The sequence below is a fragment of the Acidovorax sp. Leaf191 genome (assembly GCF_001424425.1).
In the GTDB taxonomy this organism is placed as follows: Bacteria; Pseudomonadota; Gammaproteobacteria; order Burkholderiales; family Burkholderiaceae_C; genus Acidovorax.
Genome location: NZ_LMPT01000020.1, coordinates 1 through 13,065, shown reverse-complemented (window position 1 = coordinate 13,065; position 13,065 = coordinate 1). Strand labels below are relative to the sequence as shown.

The 13,065-nt window shown below is 64.3% G+C and carries 14 protein-coding genes; 11 read left to right on the top strand and 3 right to left on the bottom strand.

Translation table 11 applies throughout. The features are described from left to right. Positions 1–7 precede the first annotated feature (7 nt). From ASG27_RS20205 to fliR, 4 genes are all read left to right on the top strand, one after another. Entirely contained in the window at positions 8–397 is a 390-nt protein-coding gene (locus tag ASG27_RS20205) for a FliO/MopB family protein (RefSeq protein ID WP_056419995.1), read from the top strand. Between the two features lie 52 nt (positions 398–449). After that, the gene (gene fliP, locus ASG27_RS20200) at positions 450–1,160 is read left to right on the top strand and encodes a flagellar type III secretion system pore protein FliP (RefSeq protein WP_235504102.1); all 711 of its coding nucleotides are present in this window, start codon (positions 450–452) and stop codon (positions 1,158–1,160) included. A gap of 11 nt (positions 1,161–1,171) precedes the next feature. Continuing rightward, positions 1,172–1,441 carry a flagellar biosynthesis protein FliQ gene (gene fliQ, locus ASG27_RS20195; RefSeq protein ID WP_056419989.1) on the top strand — a complete coding sequence of 90 codons (270 nt, stop codon included), beginning with the start codon at positions 1,172–1,174 and terminating at the stop codon, positions 1,439–1,441. Between the two features lie 69 nt (positions 1,442–1,510). Then, positions 1,511–2,275 carry a flagellar biosynthetic protein FliR gene (gene fliR, locus ASG27_RS20190; RefSeq protein ID WP_056419985.1) on the top strand — a complete coding sequence of 255 codons (765 nt, stop codon included), beginning with the start codon at positions 1,511–1,513 and terminating at the stop codon, positions 2,273–2,275. An 18-nt stretch (positions 2,276–2,293) separates the two neighbouring features. Here fliR and ASG27_RS20185 read toward each other — a convergent pair whose 3' ends face one another. Next, positions 2,294–2,923, bottom strand: a complete 630-nt coding sequence (locus tag ASG27_RS20185) for a response regulator (RefSeq protein WP_056172965.1) — start codon at positions 2,921–2,923, stop codon at positions 2,294–2,296. Then, positions 2,920–4,032: a hybrid sensor histidine kinase/response regulator gene (locus tag ASG27_RS20180; protein WP_056419983.1), complete on the bottom strand. Its 1,113-nt coding sequence runs from the start codon at positions 4,030–4,032 to the stop codon at positions 2,920–2,922. Before ASG27_RS20180 ends, ASG27_RS20185 begins: the two co-directional genes overlap by 4 nt. A 185-nt stretch (positions 4,033–4,217) precedes the next feature. On the opposite strand from ASG27_RS20180, the gene ASG27_RS20175 reads away from it, so the two are divergent. The 7 genes from ASG27_RS20175 to ASG27_RS20145 all read left to right on the top strand — a co-directional run bounded on the left by ASG27_RS20175 (position 4,218) and on the right by ASG27_RS20145 (position 10,717). After that, entirely contained in the window at positions 4,218–4,664 is a 447-nt protein-coding gene (locus ASG27_RS20175; RefSeq protein WP_056172971.1) for a hypothetical protein, read from the top strand. A 49-nt stretch (positions 4,665–4,713) separates the two neighbouring features. Then, positions 4,714–5,076 (top strand): response regulator, encoded by a 363-nt coding sequence (locus ASG27_RS20170; RefSeq protein WP_056173069.1) that lies wholly within the window; start codon positions 4,714–4,716, stop codon positions 5,074–5,076. A gap of 43 nt (positions 5,077–5,119) precedes the next feature. Further along, a complete protein-coding gene (locus tag ASG27_RS20165; RefSeq protein ID WP_056419980.1) occupies positions 5,120–7,267 on the top strand; it encodes a chemotaxis protein CheW in 2,148 nt (715 codons plus the stop codon). Between the two features lie 63 nt (positions 7,268–7,330). Beyond that, entirely contained in the window at positions 7,331–7,819 is a 489-nt protein-coding gene (locus ASG27_RS20160; RefSeq protein ID WP_056419977.1) for a chemotaxis protein CheW, read from the top strand. Between the two features lie 163 nt (positions 7,820–7,982). Beyond that, positions 7,983–8,819 carry a CheR family methyltransferase gene (locus tag ASG27_RS20155; protein WP_396505014.1) on the top strand — a complete coding sequence of 279 codons (837 nt, stop codon included), beginning with the start codon at positions 7,983–7,985 and terminating at the stop codon, positions 8,817–8,819. Positions 8,820–8,851: 32 nt separating this feature from the next. Beyond that, positions 8,852–9,601, top strand: a complete 750-nt coding sequence (gene cheD, locus ASG27_RS20150) for a chemoreceptor glutamine deamidase CheD (protein ID WP_056419974.1) — start codon at positions 8,852–8,854, stop codon at positions 9,599–9,601. A 15-nt stretch (positions 9,602–9,616) separates the two neighbouring features. Continuing rightward, a complete protein-coding gene (locus ASG27_RS20145) occupies positions 9,617–10,717 on the top strand; it encodes a protein-glutamate methylesterase/protein-glutamine glutaminase (protein WP_056419970.1) in 1,101 nt (366 codons plus the stop codon). A gap of 80 nt (positions 10,718–10,797) precedes the next feature. Here the strand turns inward: ASG27_RS20145 and ASG27_RS20140 are convergent, their stop codons facing one another. Then, on the bottom strand, positions 10,798–12,708 hold the full coding sequence (locus ASG27_RS20140; protein WP_056419966.1) for an ATP-binding cassette domain-containing protein: 1,911 nt from the start codon (positions 12,706–12,708) through the stop codon (positions 10,798–10,800). Positions 12,709–13,065: the final 357 nt, after the last annotated feature.

Below are 13,065 nucleotides of genomic sequence, written 5' to 3'. Positions count from 1 at the left end.
CAGCGGCATGACCCAGACCTTGCTGGTCGTGGTGCTCTTCGTGGGCGCCATGGCTTGCCTGCCGTGGCTGGTCAAGCGCTTGCAGCAGCGCCACGCTGCCAGCTCGATGGCTGCAGGCACCGCGTCCCGCGTGTTGTCGGTGGTGGCGGTGGGGCCGCAGCAGCGCGTGGTCACGGTGGAGGTGGGGCCCGAACATGCGCGCACCTGGCTGGTGCTGGGCGTGACCGCCCAGAACGTGAGCTGCCTGCATGTGTTGCCAAGCGCTCCTGCCGCCGTGGGCCAGGGTGTGCCGGCGGGGGGCGCGAGCCCCGTCGCCGGGACCGTGCGCACGGACAACTCGTTTGCACAGGAAGTCGCGATGGCGGTGGCGGGCACCGGGAAGCCGCCCCATGGTTGACAGGCTTGCGTTGCGCCGCCTGGTGGCCATCGGGGGCATCGGGGCTCTGGGCATGTCGCTGCACGGCCCGGCGCTGGCGCAGGCTGCCGGTGGCGCGTTGCCGCTGGTCGTGGGCAGCGGCCCGGCAGGCACGAGTTATTCCGTGCCCATCCAGACGCTGCTGTTCTTCACGGCCCTGTCCTTCCTGCCCGCGGTCCTGCTCATGATGACCGGCTTCACGCGCATCGTGATCGTGCTGTCGCTGTTGCGGCAGGCGCTGGGTACGCAGTCGGCGCCGCCCAATCAGGTCATCATCGGGCTGTCGCTGTTCCTGACGTTCTTCGTCATGGGGCCCACGCTCGACCGGGTGTACCAGGACGCCTACGTGCCGTACACCACCAACGCCATCACCTTCGAGCAGGCGCTGGAGAAGGCCGAGGCGCCCATGCGCAGCTTCATGCTCAAGCAGACCCGGCAGTCCGACTTTGCGCTCTTTTCACGCCTGGCCCGCCTGGACCCCAAGGTCACGGCCGAGACGGCGCCGTTGCGCGTGCTGGTGCCGGCGTTTGTCACCAGTGAGCTGAAGTCGGCGTTTCAAATCGGCTTCATGATCTTCATCCCGTTTCTGGTGATCGACATGGTGGTGTCCAGCATCCTCATGTCGCTGGGCATGATGATGCTGTCGCCCGTGCTGGTCGCGCTGCCGTTCAAACTCATGCTGTTCGTGCTGGCCGATGGCTGGAACCTGCTGATCGGGTCGCTGGCGGCCAGCTTCGTACCCTGAAGGAGCCTGCAATGACCTCGCAAATGGTGCTGACCATCGGGCGCGATGCCCTGACGCTGCTGCTGATGATCTCCATGCCCGTGCTTGGCGTGGTGATGGCGGTCGGTCTGGTGGTGAGCATTTTCCAGGCCGTCACGCAGATCCATGAAGCCACGCTGGCGTTCGTGCCCAAGCTGATCGCCGCGATGGTGGTGTTTGCCATTGCCGGTCCCTGGATGATCAGCACGCTGGTGGACTTCATTCGCCGGACGATCGAGTCCATCCCGTCGGTGATCGGCTAGGCGCCAGCCTGTGCCCCTGGTACGGAGCGACGCCGGGCCCTTGCCTTCTTTGCCCGCTGAGGACTGCGCGTGATCACTTTCTCGGAAGCCCAGCTGATGGCGTGGCTGTCGCCCATCCTGTGGCCCTTTCTGCGGGTCCTGGCCGTGTTCTCGGTCGCACCGGTGTTCTCCATGCGCGTCATTCCTATGCGGGTGAAGGTGGGCCTGGCGTTCCTGGTGGCGCTGTGCGCGCAGGGGGTGCTGGGCGAGCAGCCGGTCATCAGCGTCAATGGGCGCGAAGCGATGGCGGCTGTGGCTCAGCAGGTGATCGTGGGGCTGGCCATCGGCTTTGCGATCCGGCTCGTGTTTGCCGCGGTGGAACTGGCGGGCGAACTCATCGGCCTGCAGATGGGGCTCAATTTCGCGTCGTTCTTCGACCCATCGTCCAACACCCAGATCAGCGCCGTGGCGCGGTTCTTCGGACACATGTCGTTGCTGCTCTTCGTGGTGATCAACGGGCACCTGCTGATCCTCATGGCCGTGGTGAAGAGCTTCGAGCGGTTCCCGGTCAACGGGAACTTCATGCAGGCGCTGGGCCAGATGCGGGTGCATGAGCTGGGCGCATCGCTGTTCTCGAGCGCGCTGTGGATTGCGCTGCCCATGATTGCGCTGCTGCTCTTCGTCAACCTGACGCTGGGCATCATTTCCCGGGTGGCCCCGCAGATGAACATCTATTCGGTGGGTTTCCCGGTCACGCTGACGGTCGGGATGCTGGGCATCGTGGCGACGCTGCCTTTGCTGGAGCAGCCCGTGCTGGCACTGATGCAGCAGGCAGTCGATCTGTTCGCCCGTTAGGTGGCGGCGCCGGGCGCGCTACACCAGTCCGTTGCGGATGGCGTAGACCGTCAGCTCCGCGTTGTTGGAGAGCTTGAGTTTTTCGAGCACGCGAGAGCGGTAGACGCTCACGGTCTTGGGGCTCAGCATCAGCTCTTCGGCAATGTCCGAAAGGCGCCTGCCGGACGCGATCTTGACCAGGGTCTGCAACTCGCGTTCGGACAGCGTCGTGTGGGGCAGCTCGGGCGTCGGCTGCGCCAGGCTGTCCGCCAGCATCTGGGCCACCTCTGCCGTGAGGTACTTGCGGCCCTGCATGACGGTGCGCACGGCGGCGATCAACTCGACCGGATCGCCCGCCTTGTTGGCATAGCCTTGCGCCCCCGCTTTCAGGCAGCGCAGCGCATACTGGTCCTCGGGGTACATCGACACCACCAGGACCTTGATGGCCGAGTGGGTTTCGCGCAGGCTGGTGAGCACCTCCAGGCCGCTGCGGCCCGGCATGTTCAAGTCCAGCAGCAGCACATCGCAGGTGGCCGTGCGCAGCACGTCCCTGAGCTCGGAGTAGCCCCCGGCCTCACCAGTGACCTCGATGTCGGGCGCGTCGGCCAGTGTGTCGCGAATCCCGCGCCGCAGCACGGCATGGTCATCACACAGGACCACATGAATCACTGAGCATCTCCAGAATCGGGTGGTATGGCCTGTGATGTTAGCGGTATGGACAGGATCACGGACGTTCCATGGCCCGGCCGGCTGCTGATATCGAGCCACCCGCCCACGGTGCGCGCACGCTCGTGCAGGCCCTTGAGGCCGAAGGCCTTGGGCTTGTCGCGCATCTGCGCATCGATGCCGCGCCCGTCGTCGGTGACTTCGAGGGTAAGCACCTCTTCCCTGTCCGACAGCTCGATGTGGACCTTGCGGGGGTGGGCGTGTTTGGAAATGTTGGTCAGGGCTTCTTGCGCGGTGCGGTAGGCCACCAGCTGGATCTCGGGCGTGGTGTGCAGGGTGTCGCTGCTGCTGACCACCCGGGCCGGGACGCCCGTGCGGCGCTCGAAACCGTCGGCCAGCCACTGCACCGCGGCCACCAAGCCTTGCTCGAGGATCGGAGGGCGCAAATTCATCATGATGCGCTGGCTGGCCCCGATGGCGTGCTGCAGCATGTCGGCCGCCGATGCGGCGTGCTCCTGCATGGCCGGATCGGCGCTGTGGCGTCCGATCCACGCCACATCAAAGCGCACGGCTGTCAGTGCGCCGCCGATGTCGTCGTGGATCTCGCGGGCGATGGAGGCCCGCTCCTGCTCGATCGACAGTTGCAGGTGCTCGGTGAGGTCCGCCAGGCGGCGTTCGGAGGCGGCCAGGTCCGCGACCGCCTGTTCGCGGGCCCGGCGTGCTTCGTGCACTTCCAGCGTCCGCGCAATCACATGGGGCAGGCGCTGCAGATCGTCTTTGAGCAGGTAGTCGGCAATGCCCAGACGCATGGCATCGACCGCAGCGGCTTCGCCAATGGCTCCCGACAGCAGCACAAAGGGGGGGTGTTGCGGCTTTTGCGCCACATGCGACCAGGCGTCCAGTGCGGTGAACCCGGGCAGGCGGTAATCTGCCAGGATGATGTCAAAAGGCTGCTGATCGGTGGCCTTTTGAAACTCGGGGAGCGTATCTACCCTCTGGAGGTGGCATTGGAGACCGGAGCGCCGCAAGATCCTGGCCGTGAGGTCGTGATCCGTCAGTGAATCTTCAAGATGCAGGATGTTCAGGGTCTGGTCTGATGCTATGGTGACCATAGGGGCGCTATCATAGGATACAAATTGGAACAAACAAGGGTGTTTGTCCGGTTGGGGCGGTTTCAGCGTACGCGTCCAATGGGGCGATAACGCCGCGGTGCGTGCACCGGTTTTGGCTGCTGTACGTGTATCGTAGTCCTGTGTTTTTTGCGTGCTGTGCTGCTGCGTGCTGCGATGGAGAAACGATGCAATCTACGCTAACAACCTCTGGAGGACCTGCTGTCCAGGTTCCCGTCATGGTGGCGGCGGAGTTGCAAGACTCCTTGCTGGTCGTCATGCATGACCTCCACCGGCTGGAGGGACTGCTGAGCCATGCCACCGACAACCTCATGGAGCGCTTTGGCGAGGCCAATGCCGTGCTGACCGATGAGACCGTGGCCCACTCACCGGAATTGGTGGCGGCGCGGGCTGCGTTGCGCAATGCAGTGACCGAGCTTCAGTTCCAGGACATGGCGTCCCAATTGATCTGGCACACCACCAAGGTGCTCCAAGGATGCGCTTTCAGGCTGGCCTCGGAGGCCATGGGCCACGAGGACGGAGAGGAAGCGGCGCCCTTTGCCGAAATGGCGCCGGACCGTCCGAACCCGGTCACGCAGAGCGAGATGGATGCAGGTTCGGTGGACCTGTTCTGACCTTTACACCGCTGGTTAACCTATATATTCAAGTCAGTTGGAGCCATACATGCAATCGATCCTTGCCGTAGATGATTCACCCTCCATGCGGAAAATGGTGTCGTTCACCCTGACGGGTGCCGGCTATCACGTTGTGGAGGCGGTGGATGGGCAGGATGCCCTGGAAAAGGCCGAGAGCCACGACATCGATCTCGTGCTGGCCGACCAGAACATGCCGCGGCTCGATGGCATTGGCCTGACCCGCAAACTGCGCGAAAACCCGAAATTCAAGACCATTCCCATTCTGATCCTGACCACCGAGTCCAGCGACCAGATGAAACAGGCAGGGCGCACTGCGGGTGCGACGGGCTGGCTGGTCAAGCCCTTTGATCCCAATCGCCTGATCGAAGTCATCCAGAAAGTGATCCGCTGAGCCGACCCGGCCCGGATCACCCAGTACACAGCAGGAGCCTACGATGGCGGATACCTACCAAGAAGGATCGGGCGGGGGCGCTGACTTCGACCTGAGCCAGTTCTATCAGATCTTCTTTGAAGAGGCCGGGGAGAACCTGGACCAGATGGAGCACATGCTCCTCAACCTGGATCTGGTCAATGCCAATGACGAGGAACTCAACGGCATCTTCCGTTGCGCCCACTCGATCAAGGGTGGCTCTGCCACCTTCGGTTTTTCCGATGTGGCGGAACTGACGCACCAGATGGAGTCGCTGCTGGACCGGCTGCGCCGCCACGAATTGCAGCCGATCCCGCAGATGGTGGACGTACTGCTCGAATCTGCCGACGCCTCGCGCAGCCTGCTGGCCCGCCATCAGGCGGGTGGGCAGGGCGAGGCGGTGTCCACCGCATCGCTGGTGCGCCGGATCAGCGACCTGGCCGCAGGGCAGGTGCCTGGCGACGCTCCCGCCGCTGCGGCACCGCCACCCCCCCCGCCGCCACCCGCGCCCGCACCGGCCGCCGTGGCTCCGGCGCCTGCACCCAAGGCGGCCACGCCTGCGGTGGCAGGGCAGGCGCGCAAGCTCGAAATCCAGATCGGCCCGCTGGAGCGTCTGCAGCAGGCGGACGCCATCAAGGAACTGTTCCGCGATATTCCCGGGCTCGGCGCGATCCAGGACCTCGAAACGGCCCAGCCGAACACCCGCCTGTTCGCCGTGGAGACCACCTCCACCAACGACGACCTGCTGGACCTGTTCGCATTCCATGTCTCAAAGGAGCAGGTGGTCATCCGTGATGCGGCCGCGCCGGACAGCGCGCAGCCCGCGGCAGATGACGAAGAAGTCCTGGTGGCTGTGGATGGATCGGGCGCAGAGGCCCCCTACGGCTTCTTCAACGACGCGCCCGGCGCACCTTCGGACGCCCCCCAGGCCGCGGCGCAGGCACCCGTGCCCGCCAAGGCTGCTGCGCCCAAGGCCGCCGAGCCCAAGGCTGCCATGCAGGCGCAAATGGAGTCCACCACCATCCGCGTGGACGTCAAGAAGGTCGACCAGCTCATCAACCTGGTGGGCGAGCTGGTGATCACGCAGGCCATGCTGGCCCAGAACAGCCGTGGCCTGGATGCGGGTGCCTACCAGCAGTTGCTGGCAGGCCTGGCCGATCTGGACCGCAACACGCGCGATCTGCAGGAATCGGTCATGTCGATCCGCATGATCCCCATGTCCATCGTGTTCAGCCGGTTCCCGCGCATGCTGCGCGACCTGGCCAACAAGCTGGGCAAGAAGGTGGAGCTGGTCACGCTGGGTGAAGCGACCGAACTGGACAAGGGCTTGGTGGAGAAGATCACCGATCCGCTGACCCACCTGGTGCGCAACAGCTGCGACCACGGCATCGAAATGCCGGCGGACCGCCTGGCCAAGGGCAAGTCGGAGCACGGAACCATCACCTTGTCGGCCTCCCACCAGGGCGGCTCCATCGTGATCGAGGTGCGCGACGACGGGCGCGGGCTGTCGCGCGAGAAGATCCTGAAGAAGGCGCAGGAGCGCGGCCTGGACGTGTCCGAGCAGATGAGCGATGCCGAGGTGTGGCAACTGATCTTCGCGCCGGGCTTCTCCACGGCCGACGAGGTCACCGACGTGTCCGGCCGCGGTGTCGGCATGGACGTGGTCAAGCGCAATATCGCCGCCTTGAACGGTTCGGTCGAGATCGATTCCGCCGAAGGCTACGGCATGAAGGTTTCCGTTCGCCTGCCGCTGACGCTGGCCATCATGGACGGCATGTCGGTCGGGGTGAGCGACGAGGTCTACATTCTGCCGCTGTCGTCGGTGGTCGAGTCCTTCCAGGTCAACGCGGACGATGTGAGCACCGTGGCCCAAGGCTCCCAGCTGGTGAAGGTGCGCGACGAGTACATGCCGGTGATCGCGCTGGAGAAGATCTTCCAGGTGCCGCGTTTCGATCCCAACAAGTCCAGCAACATCATGGTGGTGGTGGAGGCCGATGGCAGCCGTGTGGCCTTGCTGGTGGATGAGCTTCTGGGCCAGCACCAGGTGGTGGTCAAGAACCTGGAATCGAACTACCGCAAGGTGCCCAACGTGTCTGGCGCGACCATTCTGGGCGATGGCACGGTGGCCCTGATTCTGGATACAGGCGGTCTGGTGCGCAGGGCGCGCCACTAGTTTCAAGCGATTCGAGCGCGCCAGCCCGCAGCGGGCGGCGCGGCTTAAAAAGGAGTGTGCACCATGAGTGTGATTGGAAAGACAGCAGAAGCGGTGCCAACCGGTACGCGGGAATACCTCACGTTCCGTCTCGATCAGGAAGAGTACGGCATCGACATCCTCAAAGTGCAGGAAATCCGTGGCTACGAGCCGCCGACGCGGATTGCGAACGCGCCCAGCTTCATCAAGGGCGTGGTCAACCTGCGCGGCACCATCGTGCCCATCGTGGACATGCGCATCAAGTTCAATTGCGCGCAGGCCGACTACAACAGCTTCACCGTGGTCATCATCCTGAATCTGCGCAACCGCGTGGTCGGGATCGTGGTGGACTCCGTGAGCGACGTGATGGAGCTGACGCCTGAAAGCATCCGTTCCGCACCCGACATCGAGAGCGCGATCGACGCCAGCTGCATCCTGGGCCTGGGCTCGGTCGGCGAACGCATGCTGATCCTGCTGGACATCGAGAAACTCATGTCCGGCCTGGACATGGGGCTGGTGGCCGCCAACGAATAAGGCATACCGGCATGGACTGGCGATGCCGGCCCGGTGCCGGCTCGCCACTGTGGCTTGTAGATCTCTTGGAGTGAACAGAACTTCCCGTCGGATGATCAATATGGCCCAACCCATCAGCGCATCAGCTTCAGCCCGATCCCCAGCGTCACGGGCGGAGCCCGCCATGGCCGCCGCGCCATCGGGGCCTTTGGCGCAAGGGCGGGAGTTCGTCTGGACCAATGCCGATTTTGCCCGGGTGCAAGCCCTGATCTACCAGCGCGCCGGCATCAGCTTGCACGACGGCAAGCACGCGATGGTGTACAGCCGCCTGTCCCGCCGTCTGCGGGACACGGGCCACTCGAGTTTTCACGACTACCTGGGTTGGCTGGAGACGCACGATGGGCCTGAATGGCAGGAATTCATCAATGCGCTCACCACCAACCTCACGGCCTTTTTTCGCGAGCAGCACCATTTCGAAATCTTTGCCTCGCACCTGCGAGGCAAGCCGGGCACCAACTGGCGCGTCTGGTGCAATGCTGCGTCCACGGGCGAGGAGCCGTATTCCATCGTCATGACCGCTTTCGAAGCGCTGGGGGCCAATGGTTCGTTCAAGCTCACGGCCAGCGACATCGATTCGCGGGTGCTGGCGACCGCGGCGCAGGGCGTGTACCGGCTGGACGGCCTCAAGGGCCTGAGCCCGGAGCGCCTGCAGAAGTTCTTTCTTCGCGGCAAGGCCGGCAACACGGGCATGGTGCGGGCCAAGCCCGAGCTGCGCCGCGCCATCGACTTCATGAGTGTGAATCTGATCCGCGACGACTGGCCGTTCAAGGAACCATTCGACGTGGTCTTCTGCCGCAACGTCATGATCTACTTTGATGCACCCACGCAGCGGCGCGTGCTGGAGAGAATCCACCGGGTGCTCAAGCCCGGCGGCATGCTGTTCGTGGGCCACGCGGAGAACTTCAGTGAGTCCCGAGACCTGTTTACGCTGCGTGGCAAGACGGTGTACGAGCGCCGTTGACCTGTCCATGTTGTCGCACCGCACCTAGCACCATGACCAACATTCAAGCAGGATCATCCCCCTCTCTGGCAGCCGCCGCGGGCGGCTCGGCGGAGCGGCGGCGCGCACCGCGCATTGCACCGCTGAGCGCGGACATCTATTCAGCCGGAAATGCACCCGCCCGGGAGTCGTCGCTCCAGGACCTCAAGGCACGTTCGCGCAAGCCGGGCGAGGCCTCGTTCTTCTATCTGGACCACCACTTCCAGCACAACGCGGTCAAGGTCCTGCCCGGAGAGTACTTCGTTGCCGACGAAAACATGGTCATCATGACGGTCCTGGGCTCGTGCATCGCCGCCTGCCTGTGGGACAGCCGTGCGCGCATCGGCGGCATGAACCATTTCATGCTGCCCGACGGCGATGTGGCGGATGCATCGGGTCGCTATGGCTCGTACGCCATGGAACTGCTCATCAACGAGATGATGAAGCAGGGTGCCCGGCGGGAGACCATGCAGGCCAAGATCTTCGGTGGCGCGCAGGTCATGCACAACTTCACCACGATGAACGTGGGCGAGCGCAACACCAATTTTGTTCTGAATTATCTGCACACCGAGCGCATTCCCATCGTCTCCGAAGACGTGCTGGACATCTACCCGCGCAAGGTGGTCTTCTTTCCCGTGACCGGGAAAGCCATGGTCAAGCGACTGGCACATGCCCATCCGGAGGCTCTGGTGGCCCAGGAAGTCAAGGGCAATGCCGCCAACGTGGCCAAGACCACTTCCGGCGGCTCTGTGGATCTGTTTTAAAGAAAGCGTGAGTGAATGAGCAGGAAAATCCGGGTGATCGTGGTGGACGATTCGGCACTGGTCCGGAGTCTGCTGTCCGAGATCATCAACCGGCAGCGGGACATGGAGTGCATCGGCACCGCGAATGACCCTTTGATCGCACGCGAGATGATCCGCGAGCTCAATCCCGATGTCATCACGCTGGACGTCGAGATGCCCCGCATGGACGGCATCGATTTTCTCGGCCGCCTGATGCGGCTGCGCCCGATGCCGGTCGTGATGATCTCGACGCTGACCGAGCGCGGTGCCGAGGTGACGATGAAGGCGCTGGAACTGGGCGCCGTCGACTTCGTGGCCAAGCCGCGTGTCGGCCTGGCCAGCGGGCTCAATGATCTGGCGTCGTTGATTGTGGAGAAGATCCGCGTCGCAGCGGTCGCACAGGTGCGCCGGGCCCCGGCCCGGGAGGCCGCGGTGCCGGGCCATGCCGGCAGTGCTGTGGCGCCACCGTCGTCGTCATCGGCCCTGCTGGGCCGGTTGTCGACCGAGAAGCTGATCTGCATCGGCGCGTCGACCGGCGGTACCGAGGCGATCAAGGAAGTGCTGGTGCACATGCCCGCCGACTCCCCGGCGATCGTGATCACGCAGCACATGCCGCCGGGTTTCACCACGAGCTTTGCCGCGCGCCTGAACGGCCTGTGCCAGATCACGGTGAAAGAGGCGGTCAACGGCGAGCGCATCCTGCCTGGCCATGCCTACATTGCACCGGGCGGGACGCAGTTCCATGTCGCGCGCAGTGGTGCCAACTATGTGGCGGTGGTGGACGACGGCCCGCCGGTGAACCGGCACAAGCCTTCGGTCGAGGTGTTGTTCAAGTCTGCCGCCGCGGTGGTGGGGCGCAATGCGTTCGGCATCATGCTCACCGGCATGGGCAACGACGGCGCCGCCGCCATGCGGGAGATGAAAGACGCGGGCAGCTACAACTATGTGCAGGACGAAGCGACCTGCATCGTGTTCGGCATGCCGCGCGAGGCCATCGCCCACGGCGCCGCGGACGAGGTGCTGCCGCTGGGGCAGATCGCGCCCGCATTGATCAGCCGCCTGCGCGGGGCGACCGACCGGCTGCACCACCGCATCTGAGCGATGGCCGGGGCGCTGCCTGCGGAGCCCTGGCGCAGTTCTTGGGGCACTGCGCCGCTCCGGGAGCCCCCGGGCATGCATCACGCGGACAAAGCCGTCCAGCGCTCCAGCGCTTCCATCAGTTCATCGTCTATCTCGCCCGACCGCACGCCCATGGCCGCAGCGCGGGCAGGGTCAGTGCTGTACAGGCGCCCATCTGCCAGTCCGTCCTGCAGCGTCTTTTGTTCTGCTTCCAGCGCAGCGATGCGGGCAGGCAGCTGTTCGAGCTCGCGCTGCTCCTTGTAGCTGAGCTTCTTCCTGGGTGCTGCCGCAGGCTCGCCGGAAGCGCGCTGGGCCGGATTCTTGTCGGGACTTTCGCTGTCGGCCTTGGCGGCTGTGGCCGCCGACGCCGCTGCGGAAGCGTTCAACGCGCGGCTGCGTTTGGATTGCAGCAGCCAGTCCTGAACCCCGCCCTCGTATTCGCGCCAGAGGCCGTCGCCTTCAAAGGCAATGGTGCTGGTGACGACGTTGTCCAGGAAGGTTCTGTCGTGGCTGACCAGGAACACGGTGCCGTCGTAGTTCTCCAGCAGTTCTTCCAGCAGATCCAGGGTGTCGATGTCCAGGTCGTTGGTCGGCTCGTCGAGCACCAGCACATTGGCGGGGCGCGCGAACAGCCGCGCCAGCAGGAGGCGGTTGCGCTCCCCGCCAGACAGCGAACGCACGGGCGAGTGGGCGCGCGCAGGAGAGAACAGGAAGTCGCTCAGGTAGCTCTTCACGTGCTTGCGCTGGTTGCCGATCTCGATCCATTCACTGCCAGGGCTGATGAAATCCTCCAGCGTCGCGTCCAGGTTGATGGCGTGCCGCATCTGGTCAAAGTAGGCGACCTGCAGGTTGGCACCCTGGCGGATGGTGCCCTTGTCGGGCTGCAATTCACCGAGGATCAACTTGAGCAAGGTCGTCTTGCCAGCGCCGTTCGGGCCGATCAGGCCCACCTTGTCGCCCCGCAGGATGGTGCCCGTGAAGCCCCGCACGATGGCCCGTTCGCCGAACGACTTGCTCACATCCGTGAGTTCGGCAACGATCTTCCCTTGGTAGCCGTTGGAGCCGCCTGAAGCAACGTCCATCCGCACGCTGCCCACGACATCCCGGCGGGCTTCCCGCTTCGAGCGCAATTGTTCCAGCCGGCTGATGCGGCTCTGGCTGCGTGTGCGCCGCGCTTCCACCCCTCTGCGGATCCAGACTTCTTCCTGTGCCAGAAGCTTGTCGGCCTTGGCGGCAATGACCGCCTCCTGGGCCAGTTGCTCTTCCTTCTGCAGCAGGTACTGCGCGAAATTGCCAGGATAGGAACGCAGTTGCCCCCGGTCCAGTTCCACGATGCGCGTCGCCACCCGGTCCAGGAACGAGCGGTCGTGGGTGATCGTGACCACGCTGCCGGGGAAGTCGATCAGCAGTTCTTCCAGCCACTCGATCGAATCCAGGTCCAGGTGGTTGGTAGGTTCGTCCAGCAGCAACACATCAGGGCGCGCCACCAAGGCTTGCGCCAGGGCCACCCGCTTCTTGGTACCGCCGGACAGCGTGCCAACCACGGCGTCCGGGTCCAGGTGCAGGCGTTGCAGCGTTTCTTCCACGCGTTGCTCCCAGTTCCAGGCATCGTAGGCCTCGATCTCGGACTGCAGGGCATCCAGGTCCAGCCCTTCGGCGCCTGAAAGGTACTGGTCCCGGATCGCAATGACACGCTGCAGCCCTTCGGAGGCGGCCTTGAAGATGGTGGCGGACGGGTCCAGCGAGGGCTCCTGCGCCACGAACGCAATGCGCACGCCTTGCTGCACTTGCAGCGAGCCATCGTCTGGTTTGGCCATGCCACCCAGAATCTTCAACATGGAAGACTTGCCTGCGCCATTGCGGCCGATGAGACCGACGCGCTCCGCCGTTTCGAGAGAAAAGCCGGCGTGATCCAGCAGTGCGACGTGCCCAAAAGCAAGTTGGGCGTCGAGTAGGGTGATAAGTGCCATAGGGGCACGATTATCGGTGGAGGGCGCGTTGCCTTACTTCGTCCCGTGTTGCGGGCGTGCGGTCCTGGCCTCGCGGAGCCTCTGCTGGAGACATCCCGGCGCATTGCGCCCCCCAGGGACTGCTCGACGCCTCTATATAAGAAGCAGTGCCAGCTCGGCCTTTGAAAGATCACGCCGATGGCGCAAATTCTTCGCGGTTCTTGCGACGACCTCCAAATCGGTGCTATAGTCGAGGGCTTCGCTACTGAGACGGCTGCTGCAGATTGCAGGAGATGTTGAAGTTCAGGAGGTTGGTTGGTGATGAAGACTTCTGGTCGTTGTTSGGGCGGCACAGGCCCGTAGCGAACCATCAGTGCG